At 75.1% G+C, this 15,880-nt stretch carries 13 protein-coding genes; 10 read left to right on the forward strand and 3 right to left on the reverse strand.

Going from position 1 to position 15,880, the window contains the following annotated elements:
• Window positions 1–3: 3 nt before the first annotated feature.
• Complete coding sequence (locus AMK25_RS10760; protein WP_073828026.1) at window positions 4–1,167, reverse strand: nucleotide disphospho-sugar-binding domain-containing protein; 1,164 nt, start codon at window positions 1,165–1,167, stop codon at window positions 4–6.
• A gap of 194 nt (window positions 1,168–1,361) precedes the next feature.
• Here AMK25_RS10760 and AMK25_RS10765 point away from each other — a divergent pair, with 194 nt between their 5' ends.
• The gene (locus AMK25_RS10765) at window positions 1,362–2,528 is read left to right on the forward strand and encodes a cytochrome P450 (RefSeq protein WP_241826319.1); all 1,167 of its coding nucleotides are present in this window, start codon (window positions 1,362–1,364) and stop codon (window positions 2,526–2,528) included.
• Window positions 2,529–2,535: 7 nt separating this feature from the next.
• Here AMK25_RS10765 and AMK25_RS10770 read toward each other — a convergent pair whose 3' ends face one another.
• A complete protein-coding gene (locus AMK25_RS10770; RefSeq protein WP_073828031.1) occupies window positions 2,536–3,399 on the reverse strand; it encodes a TauD/TfdA dioxygenase family protein in 864 nt (287 codons plus the stop codon).
• A gap of 161 nt (window positions 3,400–3,560) precedes the next feature.
• On the opposite strand from AMK25_RS10770, the gene AMK25_RS10775 reads away from it, so the two are divergent.
• The 6 genes from AMK25_RS10775 (at window position 3,561) to AMK25_RS10800 (ending at window position 10,879) form a co-directional block, all read left to right on the forward strand.
• A complete protein-coding gene (locus AMK25_RS10775; RefSeq protein ID WP_073828033.1) occupies window positions 3,561–4,586 on the forward strand; it encodes a methyltransferase in 1,026 nt (341 codons plus the stop codon).
• 252 nt (window positions 4,587–4,838) lie between these two features.
• Window positions 4,839–5,858, forward strand: coding sequence for a polyprenyl synthetase family protein (locus AMK25_RS10780; RefSeq protein WP_073828035.1), 1,020 nt, complete (start codon window positions 4,839–4,841; stop codon window positions 5,856–5,858).
• Window positions 5,855–6,892: a UbiA family prenyltransferase gene (locus AMK25_RS10785; RefSeq protein ID WP_073828037.1), complete on the forward strand. Its 1,038-nt coding sequence runs from the start codon at window positions 5,855–5,857 to the stop codon at window positions 6,890–6,892. Before AMK25_RS10780 ends, AMK25_RS10785 begins: the two co-directional genes overlap by 4 nt.
• Complete coding sequence (locus tag AMK25_RS10790; protein WP_073828040.1) at window positions 6,889–8,589, forward strand: prenyltransferase/squalene oxidase repeat-containing protein; 1,701 nt, start codon at window positions 6,889–6,891, stop codon at window positions 8,587–8,589. The genes AMK25_RS10785 and AMK25_RS10790 overlap by 4 nt, the downstream gene beginning before the upstream one ends.
• Window positions 8,586–9,857 (forward strand): FAD-dependent oxidoreductase, encoded by a 1,272-nt coding sequence (locus AMK25_RS10795; RefSeq protein ID WP_073828042.1) that lies wholly within the window; start codon window positions 8,586–8,588, stop codon window positions 9,855–9,857. Before AMK25_RS10790 ends, AMK25_RS10795 begins: the two co-directional genes overlap by 4 nt.
• A complete protein-coding gene (locus AMK25_RS10800) occupies window positions 9,854–10,879 on the forward strand; it encodes a histidinol-phosphate transaminase (RefSeq protein WP_073828045.1) in 1,026 nt (341 codons plus the stop codon). The genes AMK25_RS10795 and AMK25_RS10800 overlap by 4 nt, the downstream gene beginning before the upstream one ends.
• Window positions 10,880–11,803: 924 nt before the next feature.
• Here AMK25_RS10800 and AMK25_RS10810 read toward each other — a convergent pair.
• On the reverse strand, window positions 11,804–12,742 hold the full coding sequence (locus tag AMK25_RS10810; RefSeq protein WP_073828047.1) for a 3-oxoacyl-[acyl-carrier-protein] synthase III C-terminal domain-containing protein: 939 nt from the start codon (window positions 12,740–12,742) through the stop codon (window positions 11,804–11,806).
• 71 nt (window positions 12,743–12,813) lie between these two features.
• Here AMK25_RS10810 and AMK25_RS10815 point away from each other — a divergent pair, with 71 nt between their 5' ends.
• From AMK25_RS10815 to AMK25_RS10825, 3 genes are all read left to right on the forward strand, one after another.
• The gene (locus AMK25_RS10815; RefSeq protein ID WP_073828050.1) at window positions 12,814–13,974 is read left to right on the forward strand and encodes a glycosyltransferase; all 1,161 of its coding nucleotides are present in this window, start codon (window positions 12,814–12,816) and stop codon (window positions 13,972–13,974) included.
• An 85-nt stretch (window positions 13,975–14,059) separates the two neighbouring features.
• Entirely contained in the window at window positions 14,060–15,037 is a 978-nt protein-coding gene (locus AMK25_RS10820; RefSeq protein ID WP_073828052.1) for an ATP-binding cassette domain-containing protein, read from the forward strand.
• Between the two features lie 23 nt (window positions 15,038–15,060).
• Complete coding sequence (locus AMK25_RS10825; RefSeq protein WP_073828054.1) at window positions 15,061–15,825, forward strand: ABC transporter permease; 765 nt, start codon at window positions 15,061–15,063, stop codon at window positions 15,823–15,825.
• The last annotated feature ends 55 nt before the right edge of the window (window positions 15,826–15,880 follow it).

Genomic DNA, 15,880 nt, shown 5'->3' on the forward strand with positions numbered 1-15,880 from the left:
TCCTCAGATCGGGCCGCCCCGGGCCAGGGCGGCGAGCGTCGGCACCAGGTCGGCGGGGGCGGGCATGGCGTGGACCCGGTCGCGCATCAGCGCCGCCGCGCGCCGCCACGGGCCGTCGGCGACCAGCTCGCCGACGAGGTCCCGCACCGCGGCGCCGGTGGCCTGCTCGCGGGTCAGCCAGGCGCCCGCGCCGGTGGCCGCCAGCCGTCCGCCGTTGAAGTGCTGGTCGCTGACCTGCGGCAGGACGAGCTGCGGCACGCCGTACGCGAGCGCGGTCATGGTGGTGCCCGCCCCGCCCTGCTGCACCAGCGCGGCGCAGGTCGGCAGCACCAGCCGCATCGCCAGCGGCCCGTCGGCCAGGCGGACCCCGGCCGGAACCGGTCCCAGCGCCTCGCGCTGGCGCGGCTCGACCACGACGACGACCTCCACGTCCAGGCCGGCGACCGCGCGGATCACCCCGGCCAGGTCGAGCCGGTCGTCCAGGCCCGCGCCGGCCATCATGGTGCCCGCCGTGACGCACACCCGGGGCCGGTCCGCCGGGCGGCGCAGCCAGGGCGGCAGCACGGCCGGGCCGTTGTACGGCACGAACCGCACCGGGCAGCCGGGGCGCCGCATCGGCACCTGCATCGGCGGTGGCACCGGGTCGAGCGTCAGCACGCCGTCCAACGCCACCTCGGCGGCGGCGAGCCCGAACCGGGCGGCGAGCGGCCCGACCACCGCGTCCGGATCCAGGCGCACCGTGGTCGAGGAGTCCGGCCCCCACAGGTTCAGCACGCCGGGTACGCCGAGCGCGGCGGCGGCCACCGGCGCGGCCAGGTTGAACGGCTCCCAGAGGATCAGGTCCGGCCGCCAGGACCGGCCGAAGGAGACCAGCTCGTCGAGGACGGCGTCGGCGAACCGGACCACCCCGCCGTCGGCGGTGATCGCCGGCTCCACGGCGCCCGTCGTGGCGGGCCCGCCGAGTGGGGCCACCGCGCCGATCCGGCCGGCGAACGCGGTGGCGAAGTCGACGTCGGCGCCCAGCGGCACGGCGGCGAGCCCGGCCGAGCTGATCGCGGTGACCATCGAGGGGTGGCTGGCCACCCGCACCTCGTGGCCGGCGGCCTGGAGCGCCCAGCCGAGCGGGACCAGGCTGTAGAAATGCGACCGCCAGCCCCACGTCGACATCAGAATTCGCAGAGCCGCAGTCAAATCCCACCAATCCGCGCGCGAAACGGCAGTCCTGGCCAACCGATGCTAGGTGATGGACGCGGTACGCGGAAGGTCGCGCACGATCGCAATGGATATTGACGCCGGGCTAACCGATGCTGGAGTCTTAGCCGATGCCCGAGGTGGACCGCGATCAGCAGGCGGGTGGTGCCGTGAGCGTCAATTCCGGGTTGCGTTCCTATCCGTTCGAACCATTCACCGGCGATCTTCCCGCCGAGCTGCTGGAGATGGTCGTGGCCGAGCCGGTCAGCCGGGTGCGGCTGCCCGACGGGCGGGCCGCCTGGCTGGTGCTCGGCTACGAGCACTGCTGCACCGTCCTGGCCGACCCCCGCTTCTCCCGGCTTCCGCTCGGCGCCACCGTGACGCCCGACGGCGGCGGTCCCCGGGAGTTGAACATGGACGGTCCGCCGCACGCGGCGGTGCGCCGGGTGGCCGCGCGCGCGTTCACCGCCCGCCGCATCGAGACGTTCCGTCCCCGGGTGCAGCGGCTGGTGGACGAGCTGGTCGACGCGATGCTCGCCGGTCCGCGCCCGGCCGACGTGGTGGCCGGGCTGGTCGCGCCGCTGCCGGTGTTCGTGGTGTGCGACGTGCTCGGGGTGCCGGCCGCCGACCGTCCCCGCTTCTACGCCTGGATCGAGGGGCTGAACTCGGTCACCGCGTACGGCTCGGCCGACGCCGCGACCGCGCAGGCGCAGCTGCGGGACTACCTGGCCGGTCAGCTCGCGCGCAAGCGGGCCGAGCCCGGTGACGACCTGCTCTCGGCCTGGGTCCGCGGCACGCACGAGCTGGCCGACGCCGAGCTGGTCGAGCTGGCCATGGGCGTGCTGCTCGGCGGGCTGGAGATCAACTCGACGAGCGCGGGCCTGCTCGCGCTGTTCCAGCACCCGGAGCAGCTGGCCAAGCTGCGCGCGGCGCCGGAGAAGCTCTCCGCGGCCACCGACGAGATCCTGCGCTACACGTCGGTGAGCGCCATGTTCCGGGTGCAGGTGGTCCGGGAGGACCTGGTCCTCGGCGGCGTCGCAATGCACGCCGGGGACTGCGTGATGGCGGTCCCGTGGGCCGGCAACCGCGACCCCCGGTTCTTCCCCGAGCCTAACGTCTTCGACATCGACCGCCGGCCCGACGTCCCGCACCTGACCTTCGGCTTCGGGCCGCACTTCTGTCTCGGCACGGCGCTGGGCCGGATGCAGGTGGAGCTGTCGCTGGGCGCGCTGCTGACCCGGATGCCGGCGCTCGCGCCGGCGGTGCCGCCGGCGGAGATCCCGTGGCGGCACGACCGGATGAACGGCGGCATCGCCTCATTCCCGGTGACCTGGTGAACGGCGGTCAGTAGCTCTCCACCGCGTTGACCCGGTCCGGCCAGTAACGCTGGCCGGGCGCGGGCACGTAGTGCTCCCAGCGCGGCGGGTTCCCGGTCGGGTGGTCGCCGAGCACGGTGATCCGCTGCCCGCGGCGCAGCCCCTCGTAGTCGTTGACCGCGTAGTGCTGGGTCACCCGGTTGTCCCACACCGCGACGTCCCCGGCCCGCCACCGGTAGCGGCAGGTGAACTGGGGACTCTCGGAGAAGGCGAACAGGTGCTCCAGCAGCGCGTCGCTCTCGTTGCGGGTCAGCTGCGGGATGTGCGAGGTGAACAGCCGGTTGACGTACAGCGAGCGGCGCCCGGTCTCCGGGTGCACCCGGACCACCGGGTGCTCGGCGCGGCTGGTGAACTCGGTGCCGATCCGGATGACGTGGATGGCGGTCAGCCCGTCGAGCAGGTCCCGCATCGGCGCGGAGAGCGCCTCGTAGACCCGGTACTGGTTGGTCCACATGGTGTCGCCGCCGACCTCGGGCAGCTGGACCAGGTGCAGGATCGAGGCGATCGGCGGGCTCTGGTGGAACGTCATGTCGGTGTGCCAGACGTCGACCTTGCCGCCGTCGGCGGAGTCGATGACGACGATCTCCGGGTGCCCGTCCAGCCGGGGCAGGTAGGGATGCAGCTCGACCTCGCCGAAGCGGCGGCCGAACGCCACGTGCGCCCGCGGCGTCAGCCCGGTCTGACCGGCGAGGAAGACGACCTGGTGCTTGAGCAGCAGGTCGTGGATCAGCGCGAAGCCCTCGTCGGTGAGCGTGTTGAGGTCGACGCCGTGGACCTCGGCGCCCAGCGCGCCGGAGACGAGCCGGACCTCGGCCGCGATGGATGTGGTCATCGATGATCCCTCCGGTCTGCGCGCCACGGCTGGTCCGCGAATTGTTCCACGTCCGTGAATGTCCTCACCAGCCGTCGTCGTTGACTCACCCGCCGTACGCCTGGAACCATTCGGTGCCGGCGGGGCGGCGAGGCCGGCCCGCGACGTGGGAGGAGGCGCGGGTGGCGATCGATGCTCCGATCGAGGGTGACGCGGCGGAGCGGCTCGACCGGCTCACCGACCTGGCCACCCCGTTCGCGGTCCGCACGGTGGTGACGCTGCGCGTGCCGGATTTGATCGCCGACGGCGTCACCGGTCTGGCCGAGCTGGCCGCCGCCGCCGGGGCGGACGCCGACGCGCTGGGCCGCCTGCTGCGCTACCTCGCACACCGGGGCGTGTTCGTCGAGGTGTCGCCGGACGTCTTCGGCCTGACCGACGTCGGCGATCTGCTCTGCGACCGCGAGGGCGGTGGCCTCGGCGCCTACCTGGATCTCGGCGGCCTCGGCGCGCGGATGGACCTGGCCTGGGCCGGTCTGCCGCACGCGATCCGCACCGGCGGGCCTGGCTACCGCGAGGTGCACGGGCGGGACTTCTGGGCCGACCTGGACGCCCACCCGGACCACCGGGCCTACTTCGACGCCCTGATGCTCAGCCAGCAGCGGTTCACCGCGCCCGAGGTCGCGGCGCTCTATCCCTGGCACGAGGCGCGCCACGTGGTGGACGTGGCCGGGGGCGCGGGCGGGCTGCTGCGGGAGGTGCTGGGCGCCCATCCGCACCTGCGGGGCACGCTGGTCGACCGGGCCGAGCCGGTGGCCACCGCCGCCGCCGCGTTCGCCGAGTGCGGCCTCGCCGACCGGGCCGAGGCCGTGACCGGCGACTTCTTCGCCCCGCTGCCGCCCGGCGCCGACGTGTACGTGGTCTCGCGCGCGCTCACCGACTGGAGTGACGCCCACGCGACGGCGATCCTGCGGCGCTGCGCCGAGGCGGCCGGAGCGGCCGGCCGGGTGCTCGTCATCGAGGTGCTGCCGACAGTGCCGCACGTGCCGCACCTGTCCCCGTACGACCTGCGGATGCTGGTGCTCGTCGGTGGCCGCGAGCGCGGGGTGCCCGAGTACGCCGAGCTGGCCGCCGCCGCGGGCCTGTCGCCCCGGCGCACCTACCACGGCACGGACGGGCTCACGCTCATGGAGTTCGCCGCCGACGCCTGAGCCCGGCAGCGTGCGTCGCTCCTGTCCGGTGCCGTCCCGTGCGCCCGATCATTGACGCATATGCATCGACATGGCGGCCCTGGGTGGAACGGCGGATTTCTCTGGTCATCGGTCAATGTGCTGAGAAATGCGGTCACGACATTTGCGACCACCCATATCCCTGCGCATTTATCAATGGTTGTTCGCGGACCGGGCGGCCGGTAACGTCTCGCGTGGCGACTAGCCGATCCCTCGCGAAAGGGTCGACGCGTCATGACGGTTGCTGGCTCCACGCGATATCCGCCCTTCATCGACGATCTCGCCCGCAGCGAATCGGGGCGGCTGCTGCGCGCCGAACTCGGACGGCGATGGCCCGAGACACCCGACCAGCTCGACGCGATAGTGCGCTACGCGCTGCTGCCGGCGGGCAAGATGCTGCGCCCGATGATGACGCTGCACGCGGCCGAGGCGGTGGGCGGATCGCCCCGCGACGTCCTCGCCGCGGCGCTCGCGACCGAGTACCTGCACGTCGCGACGCTCGTGCACGACGACATCATCGACGCCGACACGCTGCGCCGCGGCCGCCCGGCGGTGCCGGTGCAGTACGGCATCCCCGGCGCCATCGTGGCCGGCGACCACCTGATCTTCCACGCCTTCCGGGCCGTCGTGGAGGGCGGCCGGGGCGTGCCCCCGGGCGCGGTCGTCGCGGCCGTGGCCGCGCTGGCCGAGGCGGGACAGGACCTGTGCCGAGGGCAGGCGCTGGAGGCGCGGCTCGTCGGAGACCTGGACGCGGGCGCCCGCTGGTATCCGGAGATGATCCGGCTCAAGACCGGCGCGCTGTTCCGCGCGGTGTGCGAGATCGGCGCGCTGCTCGGCGGCGCGGACCAGCTGGTGGCCTCGGCGCTGGCCCGGTACGGCGAGCACCTCGGCATGGCCTTCCAGATCCGCGACGACCTGCTGTCCTATCTGGCCACCCCGGAACAGACCGGCAAGCCCGCGACGAGCGACCTCAACAACGGCCGCCCGACCCTGCCGTTGCTGCTGGCGTACGACGCGGTCACCGACGCGACCCGGGTGGAGCTGCTGGCGGTGCTGCACCGGCGCGGCGCCGGTCCCGGCGACGTCGAGTGGATCGCCGCGCTGCTCCGCGACGTCGGCGCGGTCGACGGCGCCCGCCTGCGGATGGTGGGGCACGCCGAGTTGGCCCGCGCCGAGCTGGCCGTGCTCACCCCGTCCGCCGGAACGGACGTGCTCACCGGCATCGCGGCCTGGATGACGAGCGGGACGGCGTGAGCACAGCCGCCGCCCTGCGGGCGCTGCGGGCCCACGTCGAGACCTGGCGGCCCTACACCCTCTGGTACGTCGGGCTCGTCGGCCTGGCCGGCGCCGCCGTGGCCGGCGGCCCGCACCATCCGTGGGTGCTGCTGTCGGCGTGGGCCGCGCCGACCGCCGGCTGGCTCGGCGGCCACTACCTCGGCGACTACTTCGACAGGCACCTGGACGCCGGCAGCAAACCGCACCGGCCGATCCCCTCCAGCCGCCTGGGCGCGGGCACCGCGCTGTGGTGCGGCTGCGCCTGGTTCGCGCTGCTCGGTGTCCTGGCCGTGCTGGGCGGGTGGGGCACCACGCTGGCCGCGCTGCTGGCCGGCTGCGGCATCGTCGCGTACAGCAGGTGGTTCAAGGCCCGCGGCATCGCCGGCAACCTGGTCCGCGGCGCGCTCGGCGCGGTCGCGCTCGTCTACGGCGCGCTCGCCGCCGGCCTCGCGCCGGACCGCGCCTCGGCGGCGCCGGTGCTGCTCGCGCTCGTCGTCGCGTTCTGGTCGCACGACGCGATGTCCAACCTGGTGGGCGCGCTGCGCGACATCGACGGCGACCGCGCCGGCGGCTACCGGACGCTGCCGGTGGGGCGGGGCGTGCCGTTCGCGGTGCGGACCGTGCTGGTGCTCTACGCCGTGGCGATCGCAGCCGCCGTCGCCGCCGGACTGCTCGCCGGCCGGGGCGCGCGGACCGCGTACCTGGTCACCGTGCTCGTGGTCCTGCTGACCGGTGTCGTCGCGCTGGCGCCGCTGGTGCGGCGGCGCGGCGGAATGCCGGTCGTGGTGGCGCTGCGCGCGCACTCGGTCCTGGTGGTCGAGCGGGTCGCGCTGGCCTCGGCGGCGGTCGGGCTGGGCCTCGGCTTCGCGGTGCAGCTCGCGCTCGCGCTGCCGATGGTCGTGCTGACCTGGGTCGCGCAGCGCGCCATGCGCGCCCGGCACGAACTCGGCCCGCCGGTCGCGGGCCTGACCCTCGCCACCCACAGTCGAGTACCGGTGGAGGACGCGCGATGACCACTGTGACCGCCGAAGCCGTCGGGAAGGCCGTCACCGCCGGCGCCGAGGCGCTCTTCCGCCGGCGTCGCCCCGACGGGGCCTTCGGCGACGACCCGCCCGCCTCGGTGCTGGGCACCGCGGGCGCGGTGGCGGCGCTGCACGCCGCCGACCCGGCCGGCAGCGCGGACCTGGTCGGCGCCGGAACCGCCTGGCTACGCCGGCAGCAGCACGACGACGGCGGCTGGGGCGGTGTGGTGGGCGCCGGAACCGCTGTCGTGCCCACCGCCGTCGCGATCGCGGCGCTGGCCCTGACCACGCCGGCCGACAGCGCCGAGGCGATCGCGGCGGGCCGGGCCCGGCTGGCCGCGCTGGGCGGCGTCGACACCGTCACCGACCCGGCCATCTCCCTGCTCTGCCGCCAGTTGCTCACCATGGCCGGGATGACCGCCGAGGCCGGCCCGCTGCGCCGGCTGCCACTGGAGATCGTCCTGTTCGACCGGGTACGCCGGCAGCGCCTGTCGTTCCGTACCGCGCCGTTCATCGGGCTCGCCCTGATGCAGGCGGACCTGCTGCCGGCCGGCCGCCTGCGCCGGGCCACGCTGCGCGGGGCCCGGCCGGCGGCGCTGCGGCTGCTGCGGTCCATCCACGACCACGAGGGCGGCACCGGCGCGCTCAGCGAGGACCCGTGGCCGGCCGCGCTGGTGCTGCTCGGCCTGGCCCGCAGCGGTGAGGCGCCGGACATCGCCCGCGCCGTCGTCGGCTGGCTGCGTGAGGCGGTACGCCCCGACGGCGCCTGGGACGCGGTCACCAACCTGGACCTGACCCGGACCGGGTACGCGGCGACCGGGCTGATCGCGGCCGGGTACGCCGACGACCCCCGGCTGCGCGCCACCCGGGAGTTCCTCCACGCCGGGCGCAAACCGGAGGCGTTCGAGGTGCTGGACGTGCCGCCGGGCGGGTGGAGCTACTCGAACGCGCGCGGCTGGCCGGTGACGCTGGAGTCCGCCGAGATCCTCTCCGCGCTCGCCGGCTTCCCCGGCGCCGACGCCGACCCGGTCCTGCGCGACGGACTGGCGTGGCTCGTCGGCCGCCAGGACAGCCGCGGCTCGTGGAGCCTGTGGGTACGTGACACCCGGCTCGCCAACGACGGTCCCTGCCCGGCCATCACCAGCCAGGCGATCCTCGCGCTGCACGACGCCGGGCACCCGGACGACCACCCGGCGATCGCCCGGGCGGCGGCCTGGCTGCTGACCCGGGCCGCGCCCGACGGCACGTTCGAGAACCTCTGGTACCGCGACCACACCTCCGGCACCGCTGTGGTGGTCGGCGCGCTGTCCCGGGTCGGGCACGCCCGGCACGAGGTGGTGCGCCGGGCGGCCCGGTGGCTGCGCGACACCCAGCTGCCCGACGGCTCGTGGGGGCCGGGCGACGGCACGGCGGGCTCGGTCGAGGAGACGTCCTGGGCCGTCCAGGGTCTGCTCGCCACCGGCGACCCGGACGCCACCGGCGCGGTGGACCGGGGCGTGGCCTGGCTGGTCGCCGCCGCCGGGCCGGACGGGACCTGGCCGGCGGCCCGGGTGTGCAACTACATCCGCCACCACATGCGCTACCCGAACGCCGTGATCACCCAGGCGCTGGCGCTGCGGGCACTCGGCGAGTACCGCCGGGCCGCCGCCGCGCGGCCGGACGTCGCGCCGGGCGCGGTGGCCCGATGACCCCCGACGTGGTGGTGGCCGGCGCGGGCGCGGGCGGCCTGGCCTGCGCCCGGGCGCTCGTCGCGCTCGGCCTGCGGGTGCTGGTGCTGGACCGGCAGCGCACCCCCGCGTCGATCGCCAAGGGCGAGATCCTGCAGCCCGAGACGGTACGCATCCTCGACTCCTGGGGGCTGCTGGACGCCCTGCGGGCCACCGGCGCGCGCCCGGTCGGGCGGCTGGCCATCCGCGACCCGGCGGGCGAGCCGTTGCTCTGCCTGGACTACGCCGGGCTGCCCGGGGCGTACCGGCAGATCCTCTGCGCCGACTACGGCGACCTGCGCCGCGTGCTCACCGACCGGCTGCCGCCCGGAGCGCGCATCCGGTGGGGAGCGCGTGTCACAGACGTCCTGCGCGACGGCGACGGACGGGTCGGCGGCGTCCGGGTCGTCGCGGACGGCGCCGAGCAGGAGATCCGCGCGCCGCTGGTGGTCGCCGCCGACGGCATGTCGTCGCCGCTGCGCCGCGGCGCCGGGATCGGGGTACGGCGCCAGGAGTACCCGCACGGCCTGGTCGCCTTCGACGTGGCCGGCGTCGACGTGGCCGAGGAGGTGTCCGCCTACCGCACCGGCCGGGGACTCTGCCTGGTCTACCCGCTGCCGGGCGGGCGGTGCCGCCTGTACGCGCAGGTGGCGCCGGACGAGTTCCGGGGACGCGTCGACCTGGGCGCGTGGTGCGACCGGCTGCTCGCCGACGTGCCGGCGATCCGCCCGCTGGGCGCGGCCCTGCGCGCGACCCTGGACCGGCGCCAGCTGCTCGCTGTCTACCGGCTGCGCAGCGCGCGCCTGGCCGTGCCAGGGCTCGCGCTCGCCGGCGAGGCGGCCCACGCGGTGCACCCGATGGCGGCGCAGGGCGTCAACAGCTCCCTCGGCGACGCCGAGACGCTCGCCGCCTGCCTGGCGGCCGAGGGCGGCACGCCGGAACCGGCAGCGGTGGACCGGGCGCTGCTCACCTTCGAGGCGGCGCGGCGGCCCCGGCTGGACCACGTCGCGACAGTCAGCCACAACGCCTCCCGCATGATCACCGCGGTGTCCGGGCTGCCGAAGCTGCTCGGCGCGCGGATGATGCGCCGCACCGCAGCCAACCCCCGCCTGCTCGGGCTCACCGCCGGAAACCTCTCCGGCACCGACGTCCGGCCGCTGTCCGCGGTCGACCGGCTGTACCAGCTCGGGCTCCTGGCCGACCGGCACGCGCACACCCCGCCGGTCTCCTCGGAAAGTGAGCGACAATGACGCCTGGCACCGCCGTCGGGACGCACCCGCCGGCCGACCTGTCCATGAACGAGACCCCCTACCCGCCCCTGCCGGGCGTCCGGCGGGTGGTCACCGACGCCGCCGCGGCGCTGCAGCGCTACCCGGACCGCACGTCGGCGGCGCTCGTGGCCGCGCTGGCGCAACGCCTCGGCGTGGGACCGGAGGCGATCCTCGTCGGCCCCGGCTCGGCCGGGCTGTGCCAGCACCTCGTGCAGTCCCTCGGGCCTCGGCCGGACGTCGTCCACCCGGCCCTGTCGTTCGAGGGCTACCCGCTGATCATCGGCAACGCCGGGGCCCGCGCCGTGCCGGTGCCGATGGACGGGTACGCCCACGACCTGCCCGCGATGGCGGACGCGGTGACCGAGCGGACCCGCTGCGTGCTGCTGTGCAACCCGAACAACCCGACCGGGGCTGCGCTGCGCCGCGACGACGTCGAGGCGTTCCTGGACCGCATCCCGGCCGACGTGCCGGTCATCGTGGACGAGGCGTACCGCGAGTTCGTCACCGACCCGCGCTCGCCGGACGGGATGGACCTGTACCGGGCGTACGACAACGTCTGCGTGCTGCGCACGTTCTCCAAGGCGTACGGGCTGGCCGCGCTGCGCGTCGGGTACGCCGTGGTGCCGCCCCGGCTCACCCGGGCCGCCGCGCTCACCGGGGCGGTGTTCTTCCCCTCCGCGCTCGCCCAGGCGGCGGCGGTGGCGAGCCTGACGCCGGAGGTGGGCGCCGAGCTGACCCGGCGGTGCACCGAGCTGGTGGCGGAGCGTACCCGCCTGATCGGCGCGTTGCGCGGCCTCGGGCTCACCGTGGCGCCCAGCGAGGCCAACTTCGTGTGGCTACCGCTGGGGGAGCGGGCCGTGCCGTTCGCCGACCGGGCCCGGGAGGCCGGCATCCTGGTCATGGCGCTGCCCGGCGCCGGGGTCCGGATCACCGTCGGTTCCCCGGAGGCGAACGAGCGGCTGGGCGCGTTCGTCCGCGCCGCGCTCGCCGACGGGCTCTGACCGGCCGGCCGGCTCCAGCGCGACCACGCTCAGGTAGCCCAGTGCGGGCTCGTAGTCGGCGGCCAGGACGGTCCGGGGCCGCGCCGCGTCCCCGGCGAGCCGGTCCAGCAGCGCCCACCAGACACCGGTGGACGGCTGCCTCCCCGGACCGGTCGTCACCGCGTGGCCGCCGGGACCCGGCCACGCCGCCGCGAGGTCCGCGCCGAGCACGACGGCGACATCACCGCGTCCGGCCGTCAGCCCGGCCACCTCGGCCGCCGCGAGCGCGGCGACGTCGTCCACGCGGACGTCCGCGTGCTGGCGCAGCGCCGCCACGCGCGCGCCGCCGCCGAGCCCGATCCGCTCCGGACCGTCGCCGCCGGCCCCTCCCGCGCCGTCGCGGGCCTCGCCGTCGCCGGCCGGGGCGCCGTACAGCATGGCCACGGCCCGGTGGCGGGCCGGTACGGCCACCGCCGCGTCGTACGGCAGGACCGCCTGCTCGACGGTGACCAGCAGGGCGCGGCGGCACCCGTACCCGCTGGCGATCCGCAGCCCGGTGAACGCCGCCGCGGAACCCTGGTCGCAGAGCGCGAACGACATCGGGGTGCCCGGGCAGACGTGGCTGAGATACGCCGCGGTGGCCCGGCCGGGCAGCATGTCGTGCACGGCGAACGCCAGCACGAGCAGGTCCACCGGCTCGTGCGGCGGTACGACGGCGGGGATCAGTTCGGCGGCCATCTCCCCGTACGACTGGCCGAGCGCCGCCGAGGGCGCGTCGAACAGGCCGTCGGGCACCCGCAGCCCGTACGGCCGGGTCAGGTCGGTCAGGTAGCCGGCGGCGCGCTCGCGCAGCACGGGGTCGCCGAGCAGCGCGGCCGGGCCGGTGAACGTGCGTCGCGCGGCCCGCAGCAGGCGGAGCCCGGTCTCCATGGTGGCCTCCGCCGCTCAGTGCTCGAAGACCATGGCGGCGAACGTCGCGCCGTCCCCGGCGCCCACGGCCGCGACCAGGTACCGGTCGCCCGGCCGGAGCAGGCCGCGCTGCCGGGCGGTGCGGTAGTTGACGAACGCGTCGGCGCAGAACACGTGGCCGGTCTCGGTGACGTTGTCCAGCAGCACCCGGTCCAGCGGCAGTCCGATCAGCCGGCACAGCCGTTTCCAGGTCATCAGGTTGACGTTGTGCGGCAGCACCAGCCGCAGCTCGGACAGCGCCGTGCCGGCCCGGTCCAGCGCCCGGCCGATCACCTCGGCCAGCGCCGGCCGGTACGCCCGCTGGAACCGCGCCGGGGACTCGCCGCCCGCTACGTCGAACTCGCCCCGCTGGTGGCAGGCGTACGCGAGCAGCCGGTCCCGGCCGCCACCGGCGCTGAGCAGGCAGGCCGAGGCGCCCTCGCTGAACACCGACGTCTCCGGGATGAACTGGGCGTCGCGGGTGAACGCCTTCTCCCCGGTCAGCACGAGCGCCAGCGGCGGCCCGTCCGGCGTGTCCGGTTCGGACGCGAGCAGCCGCCCGGCCACGTCGATAGCGGCCAGCGCGCTCGCGCAGGACTGCTGGGTGAGCGTGAACGCGAGCGCGTGGCCCAGCCCGAGCGTGCGGCACACCTCGTACAGCGGGTTGACCGGATAGGGGGTGACCACCGGGAAGGCCCGCCCGTACACCACGAACCGCACCCGCCGCCGCAGCGTGTGCAGCGCGGTGAGGCCGCCCGCGGCGCGCAGCAGCAGGTCGGTCAGGGACAGCCCGGGGTCGCGGCGGACCTCGGTCAGGCCGTGGAAGCGGCGGAACAGGCGGACCTGCATGTCGGTCAGGCCCAGCGGCGCGGCCAGGCTCTCGACCGGCACCCGGCGCTGCGGCAGGAACACCGAGACGGCGTCGATAGCCGTCATGCGCGTACCGTCACGCCACGGATCAGATCAGTGACGCCGATGGATGTCAACGCGCGTGCGATCATATCGACGTGGCTCGCTTCCTCTTCGTCGTCCTGCCGGTGGAGTCCCATCTGAACGCCCCGGTCGCCATCGCCCAGGAGCTGGAGGCGGCCGGGCACGAGGTGGCCTGGGTCGGGCCGCGCAGCGACCTGCGCCCGCTGGTCGGCCCGGACGCCACGCTGTTCCCGACCGGCAAGCGCTACTACCGCTCCGACGGCGCGTCCGGGATGGCGGCGGTGCGCACCCTCTGGGAGGGGCACGTGCTGCCCGCGAACCGGTTCATCCGCGACGCCGCCGACGCCGCCGTCGAGCGATACCGGCCGGACGTGGTGGTGGCCGACCAGTACGCGCTGGCCGGCGCGCTCGCCGCGCACCGCCGCGGGCTGCCGTGGGCGACGTTCTGCGTCGGCGTGCTGGAGCTGACGCCACCGACGGAGGACCTGCCCGAGTTCACCGACTGGGTGGGCGCCCAGGTCCGCCGGGTGTGGGCGATGACCGACCTGCCGGTGGACGAGACGATCGACCTGCGCTTCTCGCCGTACCTCGTGATCGGCCTGACCACGACGGCGCTCACCGGCCCGGCACCGCTGCCGCCCGGCTGCGTGCTCACCGGCCCGGCGCTGGGACGGCGGCGCAACGCGCCCGCGTTCGCCTGGCCGGAGTGGGATCCGGGCCGCCGGCATGTGCTGGTCACCGTCGGCACGATGGCCGAGCACCTCGCCGCCGACTTCTACCGGCGGATCACGGCGGCCACCGCGCCGCTGGCCGACCGGGTCCAGGTGATCCTCGTCGCCGGCGCCGGGCTGGTGCCCGACCCGCCGCCGCACGTGCTCGTCGCGCCCCGGGTGCCGGTGCTGGAGCTGATGCCCCGGCTGGACGCCCTCGTGTCGCACGGCGGGCTGGGCACGGTGTCCGAGGCGCTCGCCCACGGCGTGCCGGTGGTGGTCGCGCCGATCCGGCACGACCACCCGGTGGTGGCGCGGCAGGTGCGCCGGGCCGGCGCCGGGGTGGAGGTCTCCTTCGGCTCCGCGACACCGGCGGAGCTGACCGCCGCGCTGAGCGCGGTGCTGGACGATCCGGCGTACCGGGCGGGAGCGCGCCGGGTGGGGGAGTCGTTCGCGGCGGCCGGAGGCGCCCGCGCGGCCGCGGCGCGTCTCGCCGCGTTGGCACGGACGGCTCCCGACACCTGACGCATCGACCGTTGTCCAACCGTCGGGGCCGAACTAGCCTGACCTGACGCACCCGCGCCGGCGTCGCGCCGCACGAGGAGGCTCGATGATCGAGGCCACCGGCCTACGCAAGTCGTTCCGGGTCGGACGCGGCCGTGGCGCCACCACAGTCGAGGCGGTACGCGGCGTCGACTTCGCGGTACGGCGCGGCGAGATCGTCGGTTTCCTCGGCCCGAACGGCGCGGGCAAGTCCACCACGCTGCGGATGCTCGCCACGCTCATCCGCCCCAGCGGGGGAGTGGCCACCATCGCCGGGGTCGACCTGCTGCGCGCGCCCGCGCAGGTGCGGCGGCGGATCGGCTTCGTGGCGCAGGCCAGCGGCACCTACGACGACTCCACCGCCCGGCGGGACCTGGTGCTCCAGGCCCGGATGCACGGGCTGTCGAAATCGGTGGCGCAGGAGCTGGCCGTCGCGGCGATCCGCGCGTTCCAGCTCGACGACTTCGCCGACCGCAAGATCAAGACGTACTCGGGTGGGCAGCGCCGCCGCCTCGACGTCGCGCTCGGCGTCATCCACTCGCCGCAGGTGATGTTCCTGGACGAGCCGACAGCGGGGCTCGACCCGCCCAGCCGGGTGCGGATGTGGCAGGAGGTGCGGCGGCTGCGCGAGGAGGGCATGACCATCTTCCTCACCACGCACTACCTGGACGAGGCCGACAGCCTCTGCGACCGGGTCTCGATCATCGACGCCGGGCGGATCGTTGCCGAGGGCACCCCGTCGGCGCTCAAGCGCGAGATCTCCGGCGACGTGGTCGCCGTCGACTTCGCGTCCGCCGACGTCGCGGACGAAACCGGCGGCGATCTGCCGGCCGCGACGAAGCTGCTGGCCGAGGCGCCGTACGTGCACGCGGCCGAGCCGGTCGACGGCACGCTGCGGCTCTACGTCGACAGCGCCGCCACGGCCATCCCGCAGGTCATGCGGGCGCTCTACGACCGGGGCATCGAGCCCGGCGCGATCGAGGCCCGCCGGCCCAGCCTCGACGACGTGTTCCTGGCCAAGACCGGCCGGTCGCTCGCGGAGTGACCGGACGCCGAGAGGAGTACGGCGTGAAACTCGTCCGCGACACCTGGCTGATCTTCCAGCAGGAGGCCGGCCTGATGGTGCGCAACCCGGTGATGGTGGCGTTCAGCCTGGCCCAGCCGATCACCTACCTGATCCTCTTCGCGCCGTTCCTCAAGGTGGTGATGGTCGACCGGGGCGCCTCGACCTACGCCGACGCGTACCGCATCTACGTACCAGGCCTGTTCGTGGCGATGGGCCTGTTCGGCGGCCTGTTCGCCGGTTACGGGCTGCTCAGCGCGCTGCGCGCGGGCATCATCGACAGGTGCCGGGTGACGCCGGTGAGCCGCACCGGCCTGCTGCTGGGCCGCGCGCTGATGCACGTGTGCCTCAACGTGGTGCAGGCCATGGTGGTCACGCTCGTGGCGCTGCCGTTCGGCCTGCGGGTGCACCTGGCGAACCTGCTGGTGTCGTACGCGCTGCTGTCGGTCATGGTGCTGCTGAGCACCTCGATCTCGTACGACATCGCGTTGCTGGTCCGCAACGAGAACAGCCTCGGCGTGCTGGTGAACACGGTCGGGCAGCCGGTGTCGCTGCTCGCCGGCGTGCTCATCCCGCTCGTGCTGGCGCCGATGTGGATCCAGCGGGTCGCGGTGTGGAACCCGTTCGCCTGGGCCACCGACGGCATGCGGGCGCTGTTCGCCGGCCAGATCACCCAGGCCGTGGTCTGGCAGGGCGCGCTCATCATGTCCGGGCTGGCCGCGGCGAGCCTGTTCTGGTCGTCGCACCTGTTCAACCGCGACGTGTCCTGACCGAGCGTACATCGAGCATTGTCTCAGCGTGGCGGGCGCTCTAGCCTGATCGTGT

The sequence above is a fragment of the Micromonospora sp. TSRI0369 genome (assembly GCF_001905625.1).
GTDB classification, from domain to species: domain Bacteria; phylum Actinomycetota; class Actinomycetes; order Mycobacteriales; family Micromonosporaceae; genus Micromonospora; species Micromonospora echinospora_A.